General features: G+C 70.3%; 19 protein-coding genes. 10 read left to right on the top strand and 9 right to left on the bottom strand.

The features are described 5' to 3' along the window. Nucleotides 1–18: 18 nt before the first annotated feature. Genes ACWA14_RS04320 through ACWA14_RS04310 form a run of 3 tightly spaced genes read right to left on the bottom strand, consistent with a single transcriptional unit; the run spans nucleotide 19 to nucleotide 3,481 of the window. A complete protein-coding gene (locus ACWA14_RS04320) occupies nucleotides 19–864 on the bottom strand; it encodes a transglutaminase family protein (RefSeq protein ID WP_463796254.1) in 846 nt (281 codons plus the stop codon). Continuing rightward, on the bottom strand, nucleotides 861–1,787 hold the full coding sequence (locus ACWA14_RS04315; RefSeq protein ID WP_463796253.1) for an alpha-E domain-containing protein: 927 nt from the start codon (nucleotides 1,785–1,787) through the stop codon (nucleotides 861–863). Before ACWA14_RS04315 ends, ACWA14_RS04320 begins: the two co-directional genes overlap by 4 nt. Continuing rightward, nucleotides 1,781–3,481 carry a circularly permuted type 2 ATP-grasp protein gene (locus ACWA14_RS04310; RefSeq protein WP_463796252.1) on the bottom strand — a complete coding sequence of 567 codons (1,701 nt, stop codon included), beginning with the start codon at nucleotides 3,479–3,481 and terminating at the stop codon, nucleotides 1,781–1,783. The genes ACWA14_RS04315 and ACWA14_RS04310 overlap by 7 nt, the downstream gene beginning before the upstream one ends. Before the next feature lie 204 nt (nucleotides 3,482–3,685). Between ACWA14_RS04310 and ACWA14_RS04305 the strand changes: the two genes are divergently transcribed. Further along, a complete protein-coding gene (locus tag ACWA14_RS04305) occupies nucleotides 3,686–5,332 on the top strand; it encodes a thiamine pyrophosphate-binding protein (protein ID WP_463796251.1) in 1,647 nt (548 codons plus the stop codon). A gap of 88 nt (nucleotides 5,333–5,420) precedes the next feature. Here the strand turns inward: ACWA14_RS04305 and ACWA14_RS04300 are convergent, their stop codons facing one another. Further along, a complete protein-coding gene (locus tag ACWA14_RS04300; protein ID WP_463796250.1) occupies nucleotides 5,421–7,352 on the bottom strand; it encodes an endonuclease/exonuclease/phosphatase family protein in 1,932 nt (643 codons plus the stop codon). A 289-nt stretch (nucleotides 7,353–7,641) separates the two neighbouring features. Here ACWA14_RS04300 and ACWA14_RS04295 point away from each other — a divergent pair, with 289 nt between their 5' ends. Together ACWA14_RS04295 and ACWA14_RS04290 are read left to right on the top strand one after the other, a co-directional pair. After that, a complete protein-coding gene (locus tag ACWA14_RS04295) occupies nucleotides 7,642–9,144 on the top strand; it encodes an HNH endonuclease signature motif containing protein (RefSeq protein WP_463796249.1) in 1,503 nt (500 codons plus the stop codon). 60 nt (nucleotides 9,145–9,204) lie between these two features. After that, complete coding sequence (locus tag ACWA14_RS04290; protein WP_463796248.1) at nucleotides 9,205–9,597, top strand: VOC family protein; 393 nt, start codon at nucleotides 9,205–9,207, stop codon at nucleotides 9,595–9,597. Between the two features lie 27 nt (nucleotides 9,598–9,624). On the opposite strand, the gene ACWA14_RS04285 is transcribed toward ACWA14_RS04290, so the two are convergent. The 3 genes from ACWA14_RS04285 to ACWA14_RS04275 all read right to left on the bottom strand — a co-directional run bounded on the left by ACWA14_RS04285 (nucleotide 9,625) and on the right by ACWA14_RS04275 (nucleotide 13,520). Beyond that, complete coding sequence (locus ACWA14_RS04285; protein WP_463796247.1) at nucleotides 9,625–9,999, bottom strand: VOC family protein; 375 nt, start codon at nucleotides 9,997–9,999, stop codon at nucleotides 9,625–9,627. Between the two features lie 229 nt (nucleotides 10,000–10,228). Then, the gene (locus ACWA14_RS04280) at nucleotides 10,229–12,100 is read right to left on the bottom strand and encodes an FAD-dependent monooxygenase (RefSeq protein WP_463797501.1); all 1,872 of its coding nucleotides are present in this window, start codon (nucleotides 12,098–12,100) and stop codon (nucleotides 10,229–10,231) included. Nucleotides 12,101–12,140: 40 nt separating this feature from the next. Continuing rightward, on the bottom strand, nucleotides 12,141–13,520 hold the full coding sequence (locus tag ACWA14_RS04275; protein ID WP_463796246.1) for an MFS transporter: 1,380 nt from the start codon (nucleotides 13,518–13,520) through the stop codon (nucleotides 12,141–12,143). A gap of 140 nt (nucleotides 13,521–13,660) precedes the next feature. Between ACWA14_RS04275 and ACWA14_RS04270 the strand changes: the two genes are divergently transcribed. The 7 genes from ACWA14_RS04270 to ACWA14_RS04240 are packed head-to-tail and all read left to right on the top strand — an operon-like array spanning nucleotide 13,661 to nucleotide 20,896. Continuing rightward, nucleotides 13,661–15,190 (top strand): fumarylacetoacetate hydrolase family protein, encoded by a 1,530-nt coding sequence (locus ACWA14_RS04270; protein ID WP_463796245.1) that lies wholly within the window; start codon nucleotides 13,661–13,663, stop codon nucleotides 15,188–15,190. Next, nucleotides 15,139–15,873, top strand: coding sequence for a GntR family transcriptional regulator (locus ACWA14_RS04265; RefSeq protein ID WP_463796244.1), 735 nt, complete (start codon nucleotides 15,139–15,141; stop codon nucleotides 15,871–15,873). Before ACWA14_RS04270 ends, ACWA14_RS04265 begins: the two co-directional genes overlap by 52 nt. After that, entirely contained in the window at nucleotides 15,870–17,366 is a 1,497-nt protein-coding gene (hpaE, locus tag ACWA14_RS04260; protein WP_463796243.1) for a 5-carboxymethyl-2-hydroxymuconate semialdehyde dehydrogenase, read from the top strand. Before ACWA14_RS04265 ends, hpaE begins: the two co-directional genes overlap by 4 nt. Before the next feature lie 32 nt (nucleotides 17,367–17,398). Next, entirely contained in the window at nucleotides 17,399–18,535 is a 1,137-nt protein-coding gene (hpaD, locus tag ACWA14_RS04255) for a 3,4-dihydroxyphenylacetate 2,3-dioxygenase (RefSeq protein WP_463796242.1), read from the top strand. Nucleotides 18,536–18,547: 12 nt separating this feature from the next. Further along, entirely contained in the window at nucleotides 18,548–19,333 is a 786-nt protein-coding gene (locus ACWA14_RS04250; RefSeq protein ID WP_463796241.1) for a 2-keto-4-pentenoate hydratase, read from the top strand. Further along, the gene (locus tag ACWA14_RS04245; RefSeq protein WP_463796240.1) at nucleotides 19,318–20,118 is read left to right on the top strand and encodes an HpcH/HpaI aldolase family protein; all 801 of its coding nucleotides are present in this window, start codon (nucleotides 19,318–19,320) and stop codon (nucleotides 20,116–20,118) included. The genes ACWA14_RS04250 and ACWA14_RS04245 overlap by 16 nt, the downstream gene beginning before the upstream one ends. Nucleotides 20,119–20,173: 55 nt before the next feature. Then, the gene (locus ACWA14_RS04240; RefSeq protein ID WP_463796239.1) at nucleotides 20,174–20,896 is read left to right on the top strand and encodes a DUF6882 domain-containing protein; all 723 of its coding nucleotides are present in this window, start codon (nucleotides 20,174–20,176) and stop codon (nucleotides 20,894–20,896) included. Nucleotides 20,897–20,985: 89 nt separating this feature from the next. Here the strand turns inward: ACWA14_RS04240 and ACWA14_RS04235 are convergent, their stop codons facing one another. Together ACWA14_RS04235 and glyA are read right to left on the bottom strand one after the other, a co-directional pair. After that, nucleotides 20,986–21,861, bottom strand: a complete 876-nt coding sequence (locus ACWA14_RS04235; RefSeq protein ID WP_463796238.1) for a bifunctional methylenetetrahydrofolate dehydrogenase/methenyltetrahydrofolate cyclohydrolase — start codon at nucleotides 21,859–21,861, stop codon at nucleotides 20,986–20,988. After that, a complete protein-coding gene (gene glyA / locus ACWA14_RS04230; RefSeq protein WP_463796237.1) occupies nucleotides 21,858–23,132 on the bottom strand; it encodes a serine hydroxymethyltransferase in 1,275 nt (424 codons plus the stop codon). Before glyA ends, ACWA14_RS04235 begins: the two co-directional genes overlap by 4 nt. Nucleotides 23,133–23,139 lie beyond the last annotated feature (7 nt).

Here is a 23,139-nt window from a genome sequence, read left to right as displayed (position 1 = left end):
CCTTCCTGCATCGCCGCGTCAGTCGAGACGGGTGACCTCGACCGAGACGAACAGCTCCGACACGCTGGGCCCGGCGTACACGCCGCGCAGGGGCGCCACGTCGGAGTAGTCGCGACCGTGCCCCACGTAGACGTGGGATTCGGCGATCTCCGCGAGGTTGGTGGGGTCGTAGCCGTGCCACTCCCCCGAGTACCACTCGACCCAGGCGTGCGACTCTCCGATCACCGGTTGACCGACCGGGGCGGTCGGGTCGGGATGCAGGTAGCCCGAGACGTAGCGCGCGGGGATCCCCACCCCGCGCAGCACTCCGATGGCGACGTGGGCGATGTCCTGGCAGACGCCGGAGCGCGCCTGCCACGCGTCGCGTGCCGTCGAGTTCACCCCGGTGACGCCGCTCTGATACTCCATGGCCTCACCGATCGTGCGGCAGATGTCGAGCGCCGTCTCATCGATCGACGCGCCCCGCGCACGGGCGGTCACCGCGAGCTCGCGCAGCTCGGCATCCGGCGCGGTGGCCGGGGTCTGCACGACGCACTCGGCCAGCGACAGCGACAGCGGGATGCGCGCCGCGAGCTCGTCCCAGCCGAGGCTCCCCGCCATCTGCGGGACGGCGCGCACATCCACGACGCTCGTGGCGGTGACCGACAGCAGCCGGTGCGGAGTCAGGACCTCGAACGTCGACACCCGGGTGTCCCAGTAGTCGGCGTAGGAGTGCTGCGTCGCGGTCGGGGAGATCTCCAGGCCGGCCTGCAGCACGAACTGCCCCTCACGCGCATGCGGCAGCATCCGTGCCTCGTTGTAGGAGGCGGTCGCGGGCTCCTCGTACCGATACCCCGTGCGATGCACGATCCGCAGGCGGCTCACAGCGCCTCCCCGATCCACACCGGCATCGCGATGGAGGGGAAGTAGCGTTCTCTGATCGCATCGCTGGCCATCGACATCCCCGCCTGCACCTCTTCCATGCTCTCCGACAGCCGCTGCACGATGTCGCCGACCGGACGATACTCGAGCTCGGAGCGCATCCGCCCCAGCACCCGATGTGCGCGGTCGGGCGTGCCGAACGCTCCGGCCGGATCGATCCCTCGCAGGCACTCCTCCGCCTGGAGGACGCTGGCGAGCACCGACCGCGGGAAGAGCTTGTCCACGAGCAGGAACTCGACAGCGGAGGCAGCCGTCGGCACCGCCCGGTGGCTGCGCAGATGTGCTTCGTAGGCCCCGCAGCTGCGCAGCAACGTGGTCCAGCTCGGCCCGCCGACATCCGTCAGCGACCTCGTCGCCAGCAGCCGCGCCGTCATGTCCGCCCGTTCGATCGACCGACCGAGCACGAAGAACTGCCAGGCCTCATCGCGGCTCGTCGAGGAGTCGACCACGCCGAAGGCCAGAGCGGATCGATCCCGGACCCACCGGAAGAACGGGTGCGTCTTGTCCGAGGCGACCCAGCGCGGCATCCGCGCATTCGACTCGTTGAGGGTCTCCCAGAGGTCGGTCGAGATGATCTCCCGCGCGCGGCGGGCGTTCTCCCGGGCGGCGGCGATCGAGTGCGCGATCGACGCCGAGTGCTCGCGGTCGAGGGCGAGCAGGCGCACCACGTCGTCGCGGCCGACGGCGCTGTCGTCGTCGACCGTCGCGCCCATGACGGACAGCAGCGCGCGACAGGCGGTGTCCTCCTCGACCCAGGGGTCTTCGAGCAGCAGCTGCAGGTGTACGTCGAGGATGCGCGCGGTGCCGTCGGCGCGCTCGACGTACCGCCCGATCCAGAAGAGCGCCTCGGCGATGCGGCTCAGCATGTCCCCTCCCCCGTCCCCGCCTGCTGCTGTTGCTGCTGTTGCTGTTGCTGCTGCTGCTGCTGGTGATGGCGCGTCTCGACGTCCTCGTCCTGCGGCGACGAGAGGAACGGCGGGTTCGGCTCCTCCCGCGGCGAGACGACCGTGATGGCGCCGGTGGCGAGCGAGACCTCGTCGGATGCCGGATCGGAGTCCCCGTCGAGCGTGGTCATGGGGCCGGTGAACAGCGAGGGGTCGAGCACCCAGGTGTCTTTCGAGCCGCCGCCCTGACTCGAGTTCACCACGAGCTGTCCCTCGGGCAGGGCGACCCGGGTGAGTCCGCCGGGAAGCACCCAGATGTCCTGGCCGTCGTTCACCGCGAAGGGACGCAGATCGACGTGGCGAGGACGGAAGCCGTCCTCCACGAGGGTCGGGATCGTCGACAGCTGCACGACGGGCTGGGCGATCCAGCCCCGAGGGTCTGCCCGCAGGCTGGCGCGGAGGGCGTCGAGCGTCGCGCGCGAGGCATCCGGTCCGACGACCAGCCCCTTCCCTCCGGATCCGTCCACCGGCTTCACGACGAGCTCGTCGAGGCGGTCGAGCACCTCCTCCAGCGCCCCCGGGTCTTCCAGCCGCCAGGTGTCGACGTTGGGCAGCACGGGGTCCTCCCCGAGGTAATAGCGGATGAGGTCGGGAACGTAGGTGTACACGAGCTTGTCGTCGGCGACGCCGTTGCCGATCGCGTTCGCGAGCGTGACGTTGCCGAGTCGGGCCGCGAGCATCAGGCCGGGGGCTCCCAGCACGGAATCGGGCCGGAAGTGCTGGGGGTCGAGGAACTCGTCGTCGACCCGTCGGTAGATGACGTCGACACGGGTCGGGCCCGCCGTGGTGTGCATCCAGACGCGACCGCCGGAGCAGAACAGATCGCGGCCCTCCACGAGTTCGATCCCCATCATGCGGGCCAGGAGGGTGTGCTCGTAGTACGCGGAGTTGTAGACGCCCGGGGTCAGCACGACCACGGTCGGATCGTCGACACCGGCCGGGGCCGCCGCGCGCAGTGCCTGCAGCAGGCGCCCGGGGTAGTCGACGACCGGCCGCACGCGCAGGCTCGTGAACAGCTCGGGGAGCGTCTGGGCCATGATCCGACGGTTCGCGAGCACATAGCTGACGCCGCTCGGCACGCGCACGTTGTCCTCGAGCACCCGCCAGGCGCCCTTCTCGTCGCGGATCACGTCGATCCCGGCCACGTGGATGCGCACCCCGTTCGCCCCCACGATCCCGGCCGCCTGCCGATGGAAATGCGACGACGAGCTGATCAGCGATGCCGGGATCACGCCATCGCGCACGGCGAGCTGGGGACCGTAGACGTCGGCCAGGAAGGCCTCCAGGGCGCGCACCCGCTGCTTCACCCCGGATTCGACATCGGTCCAGTCGTCCGCGGCGATCACGCGCGGGACCACGTCGAGCGGGAAGGGGCGCTCTTCGCCGGCGAAGTCGAAGGTCACGCCCTGGGCGAGGTACGAGCTCGCGAGAGCATCCGTCCGCGCTCTCAGCTCCGCATCGTCCATCCCGGCGAGGGCGGGATACATGTCCTTGTAGGGCAGCCGCACGTCGATCCCGCCCGGCCGGGCGTCCGCCGGGAACATCTCGTCCCAGGGTTCCGGGCCGCGTCGCCGCGCCGAGCGTCGAGAGGTGTATCCGCCGAACAACGAGTCCATCTGCGCATACTTCCGTGACCGGATTTCGATGATGTTTCGCCGGGAAGACGACGCGGCGACAGCGCCGCCCCGCCAGTACACTGAGGAGGTCCGGCCTCTCCGCGCCGGTGCCCGAAAAAGGGGCACGAAGTTCTCCGCATCGATGCGCGAGCGAGACACATACGGATCCTCTGGTTCTCCGTCCCTGTCTCGAAAGGCTCTCGCATGCCCACCGTCTCCGCGCACGTCGCCCTCACCCTCGCCCAGCACATCGACGCGGTCTTCGGCGTGATGGGCAACGGCAACGCCTATTTCCTCGACGCGATCGAGACGCAGACCGAGGCGGTCTTCACCGCGGTCCGCCACGAACAGGGCGCGGTCGTCGCCGCGGACGCGCACTTCCGTGCGTCGGGCCGCATCGCCGCCGGAACGTCGACGTACGGGGCAGGCTTCACGAACACGCTGACCGCGCTGGCCGAGGCCGTGCAGGCGCACGTGCCCCTCGTGCTCGTGGTGGGCGACGAGCCGACCTCCGGCCCCCGCCCCTGGGACGTCGACCAGATCGCCCTCGCCTCCGCCGTCGGCGCCCGCACCTATACCGTCGGGCGCGCGGATGCCGCGGCCACCACCGTGATCGCGATCGAGCACGCGCTGACCTACCGCGTGCCGGTCGTCCTGGCGATCCCCTACGACGTGGCGGCGCTCGAGGCCGGGCCCGTGCCGGAGGCCCCCGCGCCGCGGCTCCCCGCCCCACTCGCACCGCGCGGCGAGTTCGCCGACGGCATGCTCGACGAGATCGCCGCCGCGCTCGCTCAGGCGCAGCGCCCGTTCCTGCTGGCCGGACGCGGCGCGTGGCTCGCCGGGGCGAGTGCGGCGCTCGGCGCCCTCGCCGAGGCGACGGGCGCGCTGACGGCATCCTCCGCCCTGGGTCGCGGGGTCTTCCCCGATGACCGCTACGACCTCGGCGTCACCGGCGGCTTCGGCGCGGACGGCGCCATGGAGCTCGTGCGCACCGCCGACGTGGCCGTCGTGTTCGGCGCCTCGCTCAACCAGTTCACGATGCGCTTCGGCGAGCTGTTCGCGCCCGGCACGCGCGTGTTCCAGATCGACATCGCGCCGGCGGCGACGCACGCGCACGTCGGCGGATTCGTGCGCGCCGACGCCCGCATCGCGGCGGAAGGACTGGTGGCCCGGATCGCGACCCGCTCATCTCTTCCCTGGCGCGAGAGCGTCGACGTGGCCGCCGCCCGCGCGTACGCCCCGGGCGACGAGCTCGCCCCCGACGGCCGCGTGGATCCGCGCTCTGCGGCCCGTCGCATCGCCGCGCTGCTGCCGGAGGACCGCGTGGTCGTGTCCGACGGGGGCCACTTCATCGGCTGGGCGAACATGTACTGGCCGGTGGCGGCGCCCGATCGCATGATGATGATCGGCACGGCGTTCCAGTCGATCGGACAGGGCTGGCCGAGCGTCGTCGGTGCGGCGCTCGCGCGCCGGGACTCCACGATCGTGCTGACCTCCGGCGACGGCGGGGGGCTGATGGCGATCGCCGACCTCGAGTCCGCGGTGCGGGCGGCAGGCGGTCGCGGGTTGGCCGTGATCTGGAACGACGCCGCCTATGGTGCCGAGATCAACCTCTACGGGCTGAAGGGCCTCGCGCAGGGGCCGATGCGCATCCCCGAGGTCGACTTCGCGGCGTTCGGTGCCGCCGTGGGCGCCGAGGGCGTCGTCGTGCGTGCGCTCGGTGACCTCGACCGGCTCGGCGAATGGGCCGCGGAGGATGCCGCGACCCGGCGGTTCCTGGTGCTCGATCTGCGCATCTCGGGCGACGTGATCGCGCCGTACCAGCAGGAGATCATCCGCGTGAACTCCTGACGGAGGGCGTGCGGCTCTTTCCGGGGCGGGAGGAGCGGCGCCGACGCATCGTCCGCGTCGGCGCCACTCCGCCCTCTGACTCCGCGGCTCAGCCGAACCGGCGCCGACGGATCACGAGCAGCCCGGCACCCGCGGTCAGGAGCAGGAGCGCCGCGACCACGAGCGGCATGCTGTCCGCGCCGGTCGTCGCCAGGCCGCCGTCATTCCCTGTGCCGGTGCCGGTGCCGTCCGTGCCGGTGCCGGGAGATGTGCCCCCGCCTCCGGACGTGTCGTCCGGGTCACCGGTTCCCGGCTGCTCGACCACGGGCAACGCGGTCACCGCGAGGGCGGCCTCGGTCTCCCGGCCGGATCGGTCGATCACGACGATGCGATGCGCACCCGCCGGCGTCGCGGCCGGAACGGTCACGGAGGTGCGGAACGCGCCCGCGGCATCCGCGGTCACCGTCCCCACCTGCACGGGAGTGGAGCGAAGCTCGATCGTGAGTCCCGCGTCCGGGGTGAAGCCGCTCCCCGACACGGTGACGCTGCCGCCCGCCACCACGGACGCGGTGTCCAGCGCGACCGTCGCGGGTTCGGGCTCCGTCTCCGCGCAGCCGTCGGCGCAGATGTGGAAGTTCGCGAGCACCGCCTTGTGGTCCGAAGGCCAGACGGCATCCGGGGTGAGGATCTCGTCCGCGCTGTCGTCGACGACGCGCTCGTTGCGCACGATCGTCGACTGCGGTCCGACGACCGAGGCACCGTCGATCGACAACCGCTCGTCCGGCGTCGCGAAGATGTAGTCGATGCGGTCGCGCTCATCCGCCTCGGGTGCCCAGGTGAGGGTCGAGGTCGGGAACAGCGCGTTGTCCGACGGCCAGGTGAAGCCGGGGTTCGCGGCCGGGTCGGGGTGCACGGTGCGGAAGGCGTCGACCAGTCCCCCGTCGAGCAGCGTCTGCGTCGTCTGCCAGGGGATCACGACACCGTTGTGGTCGAAGAGATCGGCGGTCGCCTCGGTCCAGTCCTGCGAGGGCGGCTCGTTGAAGTCCCCGCCGACGATCGCGAGCCGGCCCGCGGCCCGCTCGGTCGCGATATCGGCGACCAGTTCGGCCGCGGTCGCGGGACGCCCGGATTCCACGTTCGCGGCGAGGATCGAGTCGACGTCGGTGACCGGGGCGTCGAGCTTGTCCCACGTGTTCCAGCCGGGAGGCCAGTCGCCGTGGATCTCGCCGCCGTAGCCGCGCGGCAGGTAGGTCGTGTACCAGCGGTACTCCAGGTGACCGCCGTAGACGACGACCTCGGAGCCGTTCACGTCGATGACGGCCTTCGACCACCACTTCCCGACCGTGTCCGTGGACAGGATCGGATAGCGCGAGACGATGCCGGTGTCCGTGGCGATCAAGTGGTCGTATCCGAGCAGCGCCGCGACCTGCGCCGGGGCCTGTCCCACCTCGGGGAGGAAAGTGACGTCGGCGTCGGTCTCCTGGATGATGTCGGCGATCTGCTGCGCGCCGTCGGCGACCTGGGTTCCCCCGTGCCAGACGTTGAACGTGAGCACGTTCAGGCTGCTGACCCCGTCGACCTCGGGCTTGGGTTCGGCCGGCGGCCGAGGCGGCTCCATGCCCTCGCCGGTGATCGCGAGGTCGATCGGGCCGGCGAGCACGGTGTAGCCGTCGTCTTCGAGCAGATAGACGTCATAGTCGCCCGGGTCGACGGTCGCGGTGTTCCGGGTCCATCCCTCACGGTCGGAGGGGCCCCAGCGGAGTTCGCCGCTCGCCTCCGGCACGTAGCGCCAGTCGAGGGACGCCGGACCACCGGGAGTCGCACCGTCGCGGTAGATGCCGACCCAGTTGCGGTCGTGGACCGCGTCACCGGCGTCGAAGGTGATCGACACCGTCTCGTCGCTGCGGATGCTGGCGGTGTCGAGCGACAGTGCGGAGTCGGCCGCGTGGGCGGGCGGAGCGATGAGGAGGCCGGCGAGGGCGGCGCCCGCACCGAGAAGGGCGAGAAGCCCTCTCCGTGGTCGGCGGGAGGGGGAGGTCATGAACAGCGGTCCTTTCGAGAGCGGGGATGCCTCGGGAGAGTAGGAGCGACGGATGACCGGTTCGTGGCGCAGGGGTGAACGCGGTGCGGGTGGGGCGGACGGAGGGCGGTTACGTGCCGGGGTCGTGGGGTGGGCGGGCGAGGGGATGGCGTCATTGGTGGGGGTGTTGTGTGCGCAGAAAGGGGTGGTTCGACACTCTTCGGGCCGGGTGGATTGGAGTATTGGAATACTGCGTTGAACTGGGCTTTTCGGGGTCTGAATGTCGGTGGTCGGGGGTTGACTGTGGGGTATGAACAGTGCTGCGGGGATCATCGATCAGGTCGTGACAGGCCGTGGTCGTGTGCCCACGGACGCGATCGCGGCCCTGTCGGATGCCGAGAAGATGGAGTTGCTGCGGCAGGCGGGTGAGCTCCAGCGGCTCGTGGATGCGGTGGTGGTCGAGACGGTCGCGACGGTGCCGTCGATTCCGGCCGGGTCGGGAACTCCGGGGTTCTGCGGGCTGTTCGGCTGCGCGACCATGAACGAGCTGCTCCAACGGGTGCTGCGCGTGGACGGGCGGGAAGCGGCACGAGTGGTGAAGGTCGCCGCCGGGGTGCACCGGGAGCTGAACTTCTCCACGGGTGGGTGGCAGCCGGCGTTGTTCCCGGCGCTGCGGGAGGCGCTCATGGATGGCGTGATCGGGGTGTCGGGGTTCGCGGCCGCGACGGGGCCGATTCTGACGGCGGGGCGACGGATCACCGTCGAGGAACGGGTGCAGGCGGACGCGCAGTTGGCGGACCTGGCCCGCGGGATGGGTGCGGCGGACGGCGGCGACGACGCCGTTGGTAAGGATGCCGTCGATGGCGACGTCGCCCCGCCGGCGACCCCGGAAGACCTGCGACTGTTCGCCCGCGTGATCATGGCGTACCTCGACCCGGACGGCGCGAAACCCTTCACGGAGACCGCGATGCGGGGCCGCGGAGTGCGATTCGGGCGGGAGAAGAACGGCCTCATCCCGCTCCACGGCGACCTGCTCCCGGAAGTCGCCGCGCAGATGCAACGGATCTGGGACGCCTACCTGAACCCGAAAGTCGACGGACCACCCCTCCCGGGTGTGCAGTTCACGCCCTCAGACGACGAAGGCGACGCCTCGGACAACGACCGGTTCGGTGCGGACAAGTTCGAGGACGACGTCACCCTTCCGTCGGGTGACGACGGCGGGATGATCGACACCCGCACCCGGCCGCAGAAACAGCACGACGCCCTCGCGGCGGCGCTCGGAATCGCGGCGCGGCACGACGATATGCCCCGTCTCGGCGGCGCCGCACCGACACTGACCGTGTCCGTGACGGCGGAGGATTACGCGACCGGGCGCGGTTGGGCGCACGTCGACGGCATCGACACTCCAGTGCCGGTTTCCACCGCCGCACACACCGCATGCGGCGGGACCGTGCAACGGGTGCTGTTCGACCCCGACGGCCGCATCATCGGAATCGGAGTCACCGACCGCATCTTCACCATCCACCAGAGACGAGCCATCACCCTCCGCGACAAAGAGTGCCTCATCCCCGGATGTCACGTCCCCGCATCCTGGTGCGAGATCCACCACGTCGACGAACACGCCCGCGGCGGACCCACCCACACCGACAACGGTGTCGCGTTGTGTTGGCACCATCACCGCACCCTCGACACTTCCGGGTGGGAGATCCGCATGACCAACGGGACCCCGCTGGTGCGCGGCCCGGCGTGGTGGGACCCCGCCCGACGATGGCGCACACCCCGCCCCCTGCTCCCCACCACCCTCACCGGCTGAACCCCACCGCGCCCACCCCGCGATCGCAGCATCCCCGCGATCGCCTGACAGACTCGGGGGATGGCGGGCTTTCATCACGTGGAGTTGTGGGTGTCGAGCGTGCACGAGATCCACACGGACTGGCGCTGGCTGCTCACGCATCTGGGCTTCTCGCTACACAGCGAATGGGAAGAAGGTGAGTCCTGGGTTGCTGACGGCGGCTATCTCACCCTCGTGGTCTCACCGAACCTCTCCGACCCTGTGCACGACCGCCGTCGCGCCGGACTCAACCACCTGGCGTTCCGTGCACGGACGCGCACCGAGGTCGACGCACTCGTCACCAGCGCGCCCGCCCACGGCTGGCGACCGCTCTATCAGGAGCGGTATCCGCATGCCGGCGGGCCGGACCACTACGCCTGTTGGCTGGAGAACGACACCGGATTCAAAGTGGAGATCGTCGCGGATGACGGCTGACACCGACGACGCGCACGATCCGGGGAATCAGGAGTCGTAGCTCGGCAGCTCCTGCAGCGTCCAGGTGTTGCCATCGGGGTCGGCGAACGTGACGAACCGGCCCCAACCCTGCTCGTCGACGCCCTCAGCCTCCACGCCCAGACCGCGCAAGTGCGCGAGTGCCTCGTCGGCATCCGGCACCACGACCTGGATCGTGTTCTGCTGCCCCGGCTCCAGGCGGATGCCGAGACCCGTCCCGAAGGCGATCGAACAGGCCGACCCGGGTGGCGTGAACTGCACGAAGCGCAGCCCCTCCATGGGCGTCTGATCATGATCGGCATGGAAGCCGATCTTCGAGTAGAAGTCCTTCGCCCGGTCGACATCCGACACCGGCACGAAGATGAGCTCGATCTTCCAGTCCATCACGCACTCCTCCTGGTGGGCGCCGTCGCCCCTCCGCGCTCACGGTACGCCGGAGCACCGACATCTCACCACCCTGTGCCGCTTCGACACCGTGCCGCCGCCACGTCAGGAGGAGGTCACGGCGTCGGGAGGAGGCTCGCCCGCGAATCCTCCGCCCCACGGCGCGAACTCCGCCCCCACGGCACACCCGCCGACCCGCGGCCCACGGCACACCCGCCGACCCGCGGCATCAGGATGCCGGCAACAGCGCGCCTTCCAGGAACTCCGCGAGCTCGATCGTGTCGCTCAACGGCAGGACGGCCGCGACGTACTGGTCCGGGCGCACGACGACGACCACTCCGTCGCGTGACAGATCGCGCGCGGCGAAGATGTCCGTCTCCGTCCACTTGCTGGGCCCGGCCGCGTACACCTTCTCCCAGTCGGTCAGCCCCAGCGGGCCCGACTGCGGTCGGAACAGCGCCGGAGCCGACGTGACCTCGAGCTCCTCGAACGGTTGCTGGTACACAGCCTTGACGTCGAACACCGCATCCGCGTCCGCATCCACCGGGGTGAACCGCGCGAACAGCGGCTCCGCCTCTGCGGCCCACGCCGCGAGGACCTCGCCCGAGCGGTCGCCGAACGCGTACACACGCCAGCGTCCGTCGGCCTTCGCGTGATGCCCGAGGTGGATGACGTTGCCATCGCCGACCCGCACCACCTCGGCCGACTTGAAACGCTTGCCGAGCGGGAATCCACCCGCCAGCGCCTGATGCGCGTCGGAGCCGGTGATCATCGACGGCGTGTACTGGGTCATGAACCCCGAGGGGAACTCCGCGGTGGCGAGGTAGTAGGTCGCGAGCTCGTTCGGGTCGGAGATCTCCTCCGGCTTCCGCGCCATCAACGAGGACCACTCCCGATCGAAGTCGATCAGCTGCTGCGCGACCGGTCGCCGCTCCGCTCCGTACGTCGACAGGAGGGTGTCGGGTGCCCGTCCGGTGAGCACGGAACCGAGCTTCCATCCGAGGTTGAAGCCATCCTGCATCGAGACGTTCATGCCCTGCCCGGCCTTGGCGCTGTGCGTGTGACAGGCGTCGCCGGTGAGGAAGACGCGCGGGGTGCGGTCCGAGTCCTGCGGCACGTCGTCGAATCCGTCCGTGACCCGATGCCCGACCTCGTAGACGCTGTGCCAGGCGATCTCCTTCACCTCGAGCGTGTACGGGTGCAGGATCTCATTGGCCTTGCGGATGACGTCCTCGATCGGGGTCTGTCGCACCCGCCGGTCGTCGCCCGCGGGGACCTCGCCGAGATCGACATAGACCCGGCTGAGGTAGCCGCCCTCGCGGGGGATGTGCAGGATGTTGCCGGCCTGCGAGTTGATCGCGCACTTGGTGCGCCAGTCCGGGAAGTCCGTGTTCACCAGGACGTCCATGACACCCCAGGCGTGCGCGGCACTCGCCCCCACGTGTGTGCGGCCGATGGCCTGACGCACGCCGCTGCGCGCGCCGTCGCAGCCGACGACGTACTTCGCCCGCAGGGTGCGCTCCTGGCCGGCGTACTCCCCCGCGACCTGCCGCACGCGCACCTCGACCGGATACTCGCCCTCCTCCCGCACCGTCAGCCCGAGGAACTCGACCCCGTAGTCGGGCGCGATGCGCGCGGGTCCGTCGGCGGCGGCCTCGGCGAAGTAGTCGAGCACCCGCGCCTGGTTCACGATCAGGTGCGGGAACTCGCAGATGTCGTACGCGTAGTCCGCGGTGCGCGAGGTCCGTACGATGTTCCGCGGGTTCTGGGGGTCGGGGCCCCAGAAGTTCATCCAGCCGATGTTGTAGGCCTCGGCCATGATGCGCTCGGCGAACCCGAACGCCTGGAAGGTCTCGACGCTGCGCGGCTGGATGCCGTCGGCCTGCCCGAGGACCAGCCGCCCCTCACGCCGCTCGATGAGTCGCGTCGTGACCTCGGGGTACTGCGACATCTGCGCCGCGAGGAGCATGCCGGCCGGCCCGGAGCCCACGATCAGCACGTCGACGGTGTCGGGGAGGCCGTCCGGGCGATCGAGCCCGACCCCGGCGGCGTTCTGCACGCGCGGGTCTCCGGACACGTAGCCGTGGTGGTGGAACTGCATCGTCATCGATTCCTTCCGTGAGCTCTCATCATGCGCCCCGTCAGGCCTTCGCGAGGCCGCGGATCGGGCTGACCGACTGCTCGTCCTCGTGGTCCGGTCCGAGCGGGATCCCGGAGCGGTCGCGCAGCAGCAGCGTCGCGACGAGGCCGAGCAGCGTCATCCCGGCGAGGTACCACGTGACGGCCTGGGTCGAGCCGGTCGCCTGCACGATCGCGGTCGCGATGGTCGGCGCGAACGCACCACCGGCGATCGCACCGATCGCGTACGAGATCGAGACGCCCGAGAAGCGGATGCTGGCCGGGAACAGCTCGGTGTACAGCGCCGCCTGCGGGCCGTACGTGAAACCGAGGCCGATCGTCAGGATCGCGAGACCGGCGAACAGCAGACCGATCTGGCCGGTGTTGACGAGCGGGAAGAGCGTGAACACACCCACCAGCTGGAGGACCCAGCCGATGATGTACGTCGTGCGACGCCCGATGCGGTCGGACACCCACCCGGCGAGAAGCGTCGTGATCAGCCAGGTCACGGCGGAGCCCGCGACGGCCCAGAGCACAGCCCCGCGCTCGAGCCCGATCGGACCCTCGGGGTTCGTGGCGTAGTTCTGGATGTACCCGCCCGTGGTCATGTAGCCGACGGCGTTGTTGCCCGCGAACACGAGGGCGGCGATGATCACGAGAAGCGCGTGCTTGCGGAACAGCTGCACGATCGGCATGCGCGCCTTCTCCTTGCGCGCGGCGAGCTCCGTGAACACCGGGCTCTCCTCCACCTTGCGGCGCACGTAGTAGCCGACGAGGATCAGCACGACGCTCAGCAGGAACGGCACACGCCAGCCCCACTCGAGGAACTGGTCGCCCGGGGCCACGACGGTCATGATCGCCATGACTCCGGAGGCGAGCAGGAGTCCGAGCGGCACGCCGATCTGCGGCGAGGCGCCGAAGATGCCGCGCTTGGTGCGCGGGGCGTGCTCGACGGCCATCAGGACCGCGCCGCCCCACTCGCCACCCGCCGAGATGCCCTGCAGGATGCGCAGGAGCACGAGCATGATCGGCGCGGCGATGCCGATCGCCTCGTATGTGGGCAGGACGCCGATGAGAGCGGTGGCCGCACCCATCAGGATCAGGGTCCACATCAGCACGGTCTTGCGTCCGAGCTTGTCTCCGTAGTGACCGGCGAGGAAGGCGCCGAGCGGACGGAACAGGAAGCTGACACCGACGGTCGCGAAGGCGATCAGCGCGCTGTTGGCGCCCAGCGGCTCGAAGAACAGCTGTCCGAACACCAGCCCGACCGCGGTGGCGTAGATGAAGAAGTCGTACCACTCGACGGTGGTTCCGACGACGGTGGCGAACACCACACGGCGACGATCGATCGCGGAGGCGATGGTTCCGGTGGGGGTGAATCCCACCTGTGACTGCCCGCTCATGGGGTGTCTCCTTCTGTCTGTGACTGCACTGTCACGGCCTGCGAGGGATCGAGATCCGATGCTTGCCGGGGGTTGAAGCGATGATATATGATTTCGAATACGACGCACAAGGCGTCGACGACAGCGCGAGGAGGCGCCCCGTGACGGATACCATCGCCCGCCCCGGCAAGATCATCGCGATCCATCTGAGCTACGCCTCCCGCGCCGATCAACGAGGACGACGCCCCGCTGCTCCCTCCTACTTCTTCAAGCCGGCGAGTTCCGTCGCATCCACCGGCGGCACCGTCGAGCGCCCCGCGGGCACCGAGCTGCTGGCCTTCGAGGGCGAGATCGCCCTCGTGATCGGCACCGCGGCCCGTCGCGTGAGCCTCGCCGACGCCTGGGCGCACGTCGCCGCCGTCACGGCGTCGAACGACCTCGGGCTGTACGACCTCCGAGCGAACGACAAGGGCTCCAACGTCCGGTCCAAGGGCGGCGACGGCTACACCCCGCTCGGCCCGAGGCTGATCGACGCCCGCAGCGTCGACCCGACGGCGCTGCGCGTGCGCGCCTGGGTCAACGGCGAGCTGCGCCAGGACGACACCACCGCGGGGATGATCTTCCCGCTGGCCCAGCTCGTCGCCGACCTCTCGCAGCACTTCACGCTCGAGCCGGGGGACGTGATCCTCACCGGCACTCCCGCCGGCTCCTCCGTCATCGTGCCCGGTGACGTGGTCGAGATCGAGGTGGATGCGCCGGATGCCGAAGGCGCCCCCACGTCAGGCCGCCTGGTCACCACCGTCACCCAGGGCGAGGCCCCCTTCGACGGCGAGCTCGGATCACTCCCCGCGGTCGACGATCTGCAGCGCGCCGAAGCCTGGGGCTCGCGGGAAGCGGCCGGCCTGCCCGCGGATGCCGTGGATCCTGCCCCCGCGCCGGCACCGGATCCCGCCCCCGCCCCCGCGTCCGAAGCGGGTGACGGCCGACTGTCCCCCGAGCTGCGCGCGGCGCTGCTCGAGGCACCGACGGCGGGACTCTCCGCCCAGCTGCGCAAGCGCGGCCACCTGGCGTGCTTCATCGACGGCGTCTCCGCGAACATCCCCGGCACCAAGATCGTGGGCACCGCCAAGACGCTGCGGTTCGTGCCGTTCCGGGAAGACCTCTTCGCCCGCCACGGCGGAGGCTACAACGCCCAGAAGCGCGCGTTCGACGCCGTGGACGAGGGCGAGATCATCGTGATCGAAGCGCGCGGCGATGCCACCACCGGCACGCTCGGCGACATCCTCGCCCTCCGTGCCCTGACCCGTGGCGCCGCCGGCGTGGTCACCGACGGCGGGGTGCGCGACTTCGCGGCGGTCGCCGAGATCGGGCTCCCGGTGTTCTCGCAGGGTGCCCACCCCTCGGTGCTCGGGCGCAAGCACGTGCCGTGGGACGTCGACGTCACGATCGCGTGCGGCGGCGCCGCCGTGCAGCCCGGAGACATCATCGTCGGGGACAGCGACGGCGTGATCGTCATCCCGCCGTCGCTCGCCCGGGAGGTCGCGGATGCCGCGGTCGCCCAGGAGATCGAGGACGCCTGGATCGCGGAGCAGGTCGCGGCGGGCCACCCGGTGGACGGCCTCTTCCCGATGAACGCGGAATGGCGCGCGCGATACGAGCACCATCGCTCCGCGAGCGCGGAGCGGTCGTGAGCACCGTGGCCACCACGAGCAAGTCGGAGCAGGCTTACACCTGGATCCGCTCCCGCATCTCCAGCCACACCTTCGGTCCGGGCTACCGGCTCGTGCTCGGATCGCTCGCGGAAGAGCTCGGCATGAGTGTCGTTCCGGTCCGCGAGGCGATCCGCCGGCTCGAAGCCGAGGGTCTGGTCACCTTCGAACGCAACGTCGGCGCTCGCGTGACCCTGGTCGACGAGAGCGAGTACGCCCACACCATGGAGACGCTCGGTCTCGTGGAGGGGGCGGCGACCGCGCTGTCCGCTCCCTTCCTCGACGCCGGCGCTCTCGACGCCGCCGCCGAGGTCAACGAGCGGATGACCCGCATGCTGGGCGATCTCGACGCCCACGCCTTCACCGAGCTGAACCGCCGCTTCCACTCGGTGCTGTTCGAGCCGTGCCCGAACCCGCACCTGCTCGATCTCGTGCACCGCGGCTGGTCGCGGCTCTCCGGCATCCGCGATTCGACGTTCGCCTACGTCCCCGGCCGCGCACAGCACTCCGTCGAGGAGCACACCCAGATCCTGCAGCTGATCCGCGACGGCGCCGACCCGCTCGAGATCGAGCTCGCCGCCCGCAACCACCGCCTCCGCACGAGGGATGCCTTCCTCGACGCGCTCCACGCCCGTTCCCACAGACTCCATGGAGAAGCATCATGACCGACTCGCGCATCCCCGCCGATCTTCCTGACCACATCCAGCACTACATCGACGGCGCCTTCGTCGACTCGGTCGACGGCGACACCTTCGACGTGCTCGACCCGGTGACCAACCGGACCTACACGACCGCGGCCGCCGGCAAGAAGGCCGACATCGACCGCGCCGTCGCCGCGGCGGCCCGCGCCTTCACCGAGGGCCCCTGGCCGCGCATGCTCCCCCGCGAGCGCTCCCGCGTGCTGCACCGGATCGCCGACATCGTGGAATCCCGCGATGCACGGCTGGCCGAGCTCGAGTCGTTCGACTCCGGCCTGCCGATCACGCAGGCGCTCGGTCAGGCCCGTCGCGCCGCCGAGAACTTCCGCTTCTTCGCCGACCTGATCGTGGCGCAGTCGGATGACGCGTTCAAGGTGCCGGGGCGCCAGATGAACTACGTCAATCGCAAGCCCATCGGCGTCGCCGGGCTCATCACGCCGTGGAACACGCCCTTCATGCTCGAGTCCTGGAAGCTCGGCCCGGCGCTCGCGACCGGCAACACCGTGGTGCTCAAGCCCGCCGAGTTCACGCCGCTGTCGGCCTCCCTCTGGGCCGGCATCTTCGAAGAGGCCGGACTCCCCCAGGGCGTCTTCAACCTCGTGAACGGTCTCGGTGAGGACGCCGGCGACGCCCTGGTGAAGCACCCCGACGTGCCGCTGATCTCGTTCACGGGTGAGAGCTCGACCGGCCAGCTCATCTTCGGCAACGCGGCTCCGTTCCTCAAGGGGCTGTCGATGGAACTCGGTGGCAAGTCTCCTGCCGTGGTCTTCGCCGACGCCGACCTCGACGCCGCGGTCGATGCCACGATCTTCGGTGTCTTCTCGCTCAACGGCGAGCGCTGCACCGCAGGGTCCCGCATCCTGGTCGAGCGCTCGATCTACGAGGAGTTCGTGGAGCGCTACGCCGCGCAGGCGAAGCGCGTGAAGGTCGGTTATCCGCACGACCCGGCGACCGAGGTCGGCGCGCTGGTGCACCCGGAGCACTACGACAAGGTCATGAGCTACGTCGAGATCGGCAGGAGCGAGGGCCGGCTCGTCGCCGGGGGCGGACGCCCCGAGGGCTTCCCCGAGGGCAACTTCGTCGCCCCGACCGTGTTCGCCGACGTCTCCCCCGATGCCCGGATCTTCCAGGAGGAGATCTTCGGACCGGTCGTCGCGATCACCCCGTTCGACTCGGATGAGGAAGCGCTGTCGCTCGCGAACAACACGAAGTACGGGCTCGCCGCCTACATCTGGACCAACGACCTCACGCGCGCGCACAACTTCTCGCAGTCCGTCGAGGCGGGCATGGTGTGGCTGAACAGCAACAACGTGCGCGATCTGCGCACCCCGTTCGGCGGCGTGAAGGCCTCGGGGCTCGGGCACGAGGGCGGCTACCGCTCGATCGACTTCTACACCGACCAGCAGAGCGTGCACATCACGCTCGGCGGCGCGCACAATCCGACCTTCGGCAAGAACTGACACTGCCCGCTCTGATCTGCAAGGACGCTGACATGACCGACCGCGAAGACATGACCCTGACCTCCGCCGGATACTACGTCTCGCAGGAGGCGCCGATCCGCACCGACAACCCGGTGGCCACGCCGACGAGCCTGCCGCCCGACATCCTGCGCTGCGCCTACATGGAGCTCGTCGTGACGGATCTGGCGGCCTCCCGCCAGTTCTACGTCGACGTCCTCGGCCTGTACGTGACCGAGGAGGACGATCAGGCGATCTACCTGCGCTCGACCGAGGAGTTCATCCACCACAACCTCGTGCTCCGTGTCGGCCCGGTCGCCGCGGTCGCGGCGTTCTCGTACCGGGTGCGCACCCCGGAAGACCTCGATCGCGCCGTGGAGTTCTACACCGAGCTGGGCTGCGACGTCCGGCGTGCACCCGAGGGGTTCGTGAAGGGCGTCGGCGATTCGGTGCGGGTGGTCGACCCGCTCGGCTTCCCGGTCGAGTTCTTCCACCGGTCCGATCACGTCGAGCGGATGTCATGGCGGTACGACCTGCACATCCCCGGCGAGCTCGTGCGCCTCGACCACTTCAACCAGGTCACCCCCGACGTCCCGCGGGCCGTGAAGTTCATGCAGGACCTCGGCTTCCGCGTCACGGAGGACATCCAGGACGACGAGGGCACCGTGTACGCCGCGTGGATGCGCCGCAAGCCCACCGTGCACGACACCGCCATGACGGGCGGCGACGGACCCCGCATGCACCACGTGTGCTTCGCGACCCACGAGAAGCACAACATCCTCGCGATCTGCGACAAGCTCGGCGCCCTCCGGCGGTCCGATGCGATCGAACGCGGTCCCGGCCGCCACGGCGTCTCGAACGCGTTCTATCTCTACCTCCGCGACCCCGACGGACACCGGGTCGAGGTCTACACGCAGGACTACTACACGGGCGACCCGGACAACCCGGTGATCACGTGGGACGTGCACGACAACCAGCGGCGGGACTGGTGGGGCAACCCCGTGGTTCCCTCCTGGTACACCGACGCCTCGCTCGTGCTCGATCTCGACGGAGACCCGCAGCCGGTCGTCGCCCGCACCGACAGCTCCGAGATGGCCGTGACGATCGGGGCCGACGGCTTCTCGTACACCCGCGCCGATGAGGGCGAGAAGAAGCTGGGCAACCAGCTCTAGAGAGGAAGACGGATGCTGTCCGCAGACACCATCGCGCAGATCGCGGCCGAACTCGCCGAAGCCGACCGCGCCCACTCCGTGATCCCGCGCATCACCGCACGCCACCCCGAGGCGACCGTCGAGGACTCCTACGCGATCCAGGGCGTCTGGCGTGACACGCAGATCGCCGCAGGCCGCCGACTCGTCGGACGCAAGATCGGGCTGACCTCCAGGGCGATGCAGCAGGCGACCGGCATCACCGAGCCCGACTACGGCGTCATGTTCGACGACACCGTGTACGCGTCCGGCGCCGAGATCCCGGTCGACCACTTCTCCAACGTCCGCATCGAGGTCGAGCTCGCCTTCGTGCTGAAGCACCCCCTCGCGGGGCCGGACTGCACGCTCGACGACGCCCTCGCCGCGATCGACTACGCGGTCCCGGCCCTCGAGGTGCTGAACTCGCACATCGAGCTCGAGGGGCGCACGATCGTCGACACCATCAGCGACAACGCCGCCTACGGGGCGATGGTGCTGGGCGATGTGCACCGCCGCCCGGACGAGATCGACCTGCGCTGGGTCCCCGGCGTGCTGTCGCGCAACGGCGAGATCGAGGAGACCGGGGTCGCCGCCGGGGTGCTCGGGCATCCGGCGACCGGGGTCGCCTGGCTCGCGAACAAGTTCCACCAGCACGGCGCGCGTCTGGAGGCGGGCGAGATCATCCTGGCAGGATCGTTCACACGCCCGATGTGGGTGTCGCGCGGCGACGAGGTGCTGTGCGATTACGGACCGATGGGAACGATCGCATGCCGCTTCATCTAGCCCCCTCCTTCCGCGAGAGGCTCACCGACTCCGAGCGCGCGCTGATCGGGATGTGGGCGTGCTCCGGCAGCTCGCTGGTGACCGAGGTCGCCGCCGGCTCCGGACTCGACTGGCTCCTGATCGACATGGAGCACTCGGCGAACACGCTCGAGTCGGTGCTCGTGCAGCTGCAGGTCGTCGCCGCCTACCCGATCACCCCGGTCGTGCGGGTGGCGTCGAACGACGCGGTCGCGATCAAGCAGGTCCTCGACCTCGGCGCGCAGAACCTGATCGTGCCCATGGTGTCCTCCGCGGACGAGGCCCGGGCCGCGGTCGCCGCCACCCGGTATCCGCCGGAGGGGGTGCGCGGAGTCGGCAGCGCGCTGGCTCGCAGCGCGCGCTGGAACCGGGTGGACCGGTACCTGCAGGAGTCCGCCGCGCACACGTCCCTCACGGTGCAGATCGAGACCTCCGCCGGCGTGGCCGCGGCATCCGAGATCGCCGCGGTCGACGGCGTGGATGCCGTGTTCGTCGGCCCGTCCGACCTCTCGGCCTCGATGGGACTGCTCGGACGGCAGACCCACCCCGATGTCGTGACGGCGGTCGAGCGCGTGTTCGCCGCGGTGACCGAGGCCGGGAAGCCCGTCGGCGTCAACGCCTTCGATCCGGCCGCCGCCGACGCCTACCTCGCCGCCGGTGCGCGCTTCGTGGCCGTCGGTGCCGATGTGGCCCTGCTCGCCCGCGCCTCCGAGGCACTGGCAGCTCGCTTCCTCCCGGACGGCGACGCCGGGCGCGCCAGCTACTGAACGACGCGCCTCGGGCCGGTGGCGGATTCATAGCAACCCGGGCGAAACTGTACGCATGACCTTCGCCGCGCTCCAGCCCCTCGCCGACCGTGCCGCCCTGTACACCGCACTCCGTCAGGAGGCCCTGTCGGCTGCGGCCGATGCTCTGGGCGAGCACCGCTGGGATGCCGACATGGCGGCCGGCACCCTCACCTTCACGGCGAACGCCGATCCCTCGCGCCAGCTGGTCGCCCGGGCGCACCTGATCGCGACGATCGCGCCGGGTCCCCGGTCGATGCTCTGGGCCTGGGCGCACCCGCAGGGAGACCCGCAGGGTGTCGCCGCCCAGCTGCGGGCCTACGGGGCCGAGCACGGCATCGCCGAGCTCACGAGCCCCGAGGTCCCCTTCCCCGCCGACTCCCCCGCCGACGACGGCTGGATCGCGCAGGCCGCGCACACGGTCGGCGGCGTCGCGGTCGAGCTCAGCGGTCGCGCTCCCTCCTACTCGGCACCCGTCGGGGGCGGCACCCGTGCGGTGTTCCTGCTCGACGCCCCGCTCGCCCCGCTCACGGTGGCGGATGCCGTCGTCGCGCTGCCGCGCGTGCTCTCCGGCCTCTCCCTCGCCGACGCCCGGACGTCGGTGTGGGACCTCGCCCGGCTCGCGAACTGGACCCTGACCTGGACCGACGAGGCGTTCTCGGGCGCCACGGTGGTCGACGCCTCGGGCTCCGCGACCTTCCGCTTCGACGAGCAGGCCCGCATCTCCGGCATCGAGAGCACGCTCGCGCCGCAGGCCTGACCGGCACCCCGCAGCCCCGGACAGAGAGAGGCGTCCGATCCTCGGGATCGGACGCCTCTCTCTGTGCGCGCGTTCGCGGCGGCAGCGGGTCAGAGCCGCTCGGCCGCCTCCACGACGTTCGTCATGAGCAGGGCGACGGTCATCGGCCCCACCCCGCCCGGGTTGGGCGAGAGGAATCCGGCGACCTCCGCCACATCCGGGTGCACGTCGCCGAAGACCAGGCTCTTGCCCGTCTCGGGGTCGGTCTCCCGCGTGACTCCGACATCGAGCACGGCCGCGCCGGGCTTGACGTCCTCCGCACGGATCAGGTGCTTCACCCCGGCGGCGGCGACGATCACGTCGGCCTCTCGCAGGTAACGGGGCATGTCGACGGTGCCGGTGTGCGTGAGCGTGACCGTCGCGTTGAGGTCACGACGCGTGAGCAGCAGACCGATCGAGCGACCGATCGTCACCCCGCGTCCGACCACGACGACGTGCTTTCCCCGCAGGTCGTAGCCGTTGCGCAGCAGGAGCTCGATCACGCCCCGCGGGGTGCACGGAAGCGGCGTGTGGATCGGGCTGTTGACGTTCAGCACGAGCCGGCCCAGGTTGGTCGGGTGCAGGCCGTCCGCATCCTTCGCCGGGTCGATGCGCTCGAGGATCGCGTCGGTGTCGAGGTGCTTCGGCAGCGGCAGCTGCACGATGTACCCGTGGCACTCGGGATCGGCGTTGAGCTCGTCGATCAGCGCCTCCACCGCGGCCTGGGTGGCGTCGGCGGGCAGCTCGCGCTGGATCGAGTTCATCCCGATCGCCTCGGACTGCCGATGCTTCATGCCCACGTAGAGCTGCGACGCCGGGTCGGCGCCCACCAGCACGGTCGCGATGCCGGGCGTCACGCCCTTCGCCTTCAGGGCGGCGACGCGCTCGGTCAGCTCCGCGCGGATCGCGGCGGACGCCGCCTTCCCGTCGAGGACGACAGCGGTCACTGCTGCAGGTCCGGGTAGAGCGGGAAGCCGGCGGCGAGCGCGTCGACCCGCGCGCGGAGAGCCTCGACGTCGGCGCCGGGCAGCAGGGCCAGCGCGATGATGTCGGCGACCTCGGTGAACTCGGCGTCGCCGAAACCGCGGGTCGCGAGCGCCGGCGTGCCGATGCGCAGACCCGAGGTGACCATCGGGGGACGCGGGTCGTTGGGCACGGCGTTGCGGTTCACGGTGATGTGGATGTCATGCAGCAGATCCTCGGCCTGCTTGCCGTCGACCTCGGCGTCGCGCAGGTCGACCAGCACCAGGTGCACCTCGGTGCCGCCCGAACGCACGGCGATGCCGGCATCCGCGACGTCCTGCTGCGAGAGCCGGTCGGCGATGATCGCCGCGCCGCGCAGCACGCGCTCCTGCCGTTCCTTGAACTCGGGGGTCGCCGCGAGCTTGAACGCGGTCGCCTTGGCGGCGATCACGTGCATGAGCGGCCCGCCCTGCTGGCCCGGGAACACGGCGGAGTTGATCTTCTTCGCCAGATCCGCGTCGTTGGTCAGGATGAAGCCCGAGCGCGGGCCGCCGATGGTCTTGTGCACGGTCGACGAGACCACGTGCGCGTGCGGCACGGGGTTCGGGTGCAGACCGGCGGCGACGAGACCGGCGAAGTGCGCCATGTCGACCCAGAGCAGCGCACCGACCTCGTCGGCGATCGCGCGGAACGCCGCGAAGTCGAGCGTGCGGGGGTAGGCGGACCAGCCCGCGATGATGACCTTCGGCTTGTGCTCGATGGCGAGGCGACGCACCTCGTCCATGTCGATCGTGGAGGTCTCGGGGTTCACGCCGTACGCGACGATGTTGTAGAGACGGCCGGAGAAGTTGATCTTCATGCCGTGCGTGAGGTGGCCGCCCTGGTCGAGCGACAGCCCGAGCAGCGTGTCGCCCGGACGCGCGATGGCGTGCAGCACGGCGGCGTTCGCGGATGCGCCGGAGTGGGGCTGCACGTTGGCGAACTCCGAGCCGAACAGGCTCTTGGCGCGCGAGATGGCGAGCTCCTCGGCGACGTCGACCTCTTCGCAGCCGCCGTAGTAGCGGCGGCCCGGGTAGCCCTCCGCATACTTGTTCGTGAGCACCGAGCCCTGCGACTGCAGGATCGAGACGGGAACGAAGTTCTCGGACGCGATCATCTCGAGGAAGGTCTGCTGGCGCTTCAGCTCGCGGTCCAGGACCTGGGCGATCTCGGGATCGACCTCGGAAAGCGGGGCGTGGAAGTAACGATCGGTCATGATGACA

The organism is Microbacterium sp. TW_SC_2, from assembly GCF_055361165.1.
The sequence above is the reverse complement of the archived record's forward strand: the minus strand, read 5'-3'. Positions and strand labels throughout refer to the sequence as shown.

Coding starts and splice junctions, on each gene's coding strand:
- ACWA14_RS04315 (WP_463796253.1), bottom strand. CDS start 1,787: ATGCTGAGCCGCATCGCCGAGGCGCTCTTCTGGATCGGGCGGTACGTC.
- ACWA14_RS04310 (WP_463796252.1), bottom strand. CDS start 3,481: ATGGACTCGTTGTTCGGCGGATACACCTCTCGACGCTCGGCGCGGCGA.
- ACWA14_RS04305 (WP_463796251.1), top strand. CDS start 3,686: ATGCCCACCGTCTCCGCGCACGTCGCCCTCACCCTCGCCCAGCACATC.
- ACWA14_RS04300 (WP_463796250.1), bottom strand. CDS start 7,352: ATGACCTCCCCCTCCCGCCGACCACGGAGAGGGCTTCTCGCCCTTCTC.
- ACWA14_RS04295 (WP_463796249.1), top strand. CDS start 7,642: ATGAACAGTGCTGCGGGGATCATCGATCAGGTCGTGACAGGCCGTGGT.
- ACWA14_RS04290 (WP_463796248.1), top strand. CDS start 9,205: ATGGCGGGCTTTCATCACGTGGAGTTGTGGGTGTCGAGCGTGCACGAG.
- ACWA14_RS04285 (WP_463796247.1), bottom strand. CDS start 9,999: ATGGACTGGAAGATCGAGCTCATCTTCGTGCCGGTGTCGGATGTCGAC.
- ACWA14_RS04280 (WP_463797501.1), bottom strand. CDS start 12,100: ATGCAGTTCCACCACCACGGCTACGTGTCCGGAGACCCGCGCGTGCAG.
- ACWA14_RS04275 (WP_463796246.1), bottom strand. CDS start 13,520: ATGAGCGGGCAGTCACAGGTGGGATTCACCCCCACCGGAACCATCGCC.
- ACWA14_RS04265 (WP_463796244.1), top strand. CDS start 15,139: ATGGCGCGCGCGATACGAGCACCATCGCTCCGCGAGCGCGGAGCGGTC.
- hpaE (WP_463796243.1), top strand. CDS start 15,870: ATGACCGACTCGCGCATCCCCGCCGATCTTCCTGACCACATCCAGCAC.
- hpaD (WP_463796242.1), top strand. CDS start 17,399: ATGACCGACCGCGAAGACATGACCCTGACCTCCGCCGGATACTACGTC.
- ACWA14_RS04250 (WP_463796241.1), top strand. CDS start 18,548: ATGCTGTCCGCAGACACCATCGCGCAGATCGCGGCCGAACTCGCCGAA.
- ACWA14_RS04245 (WP_463796240.1), top strand. CDS start 19,318: ATGCCGCTTCATCTAGCCCCCTCCTTCCGCGAGAGGCTCACCGACTCC.
- ACWA14_RS04240 (WP_463796239.1), top strand. CDS start 20,174: ATGACCTTCGCCGCGCTCCAGCCCCTCGCCGACCGTGCCGCCCTGTAC.
- glyA (WP_463796237.1), bottom strand. CDS start 23,132: ATGACCGATCGTTACTTCCACGCCCCGCTTTCCGAGGTCGATCCCGAG.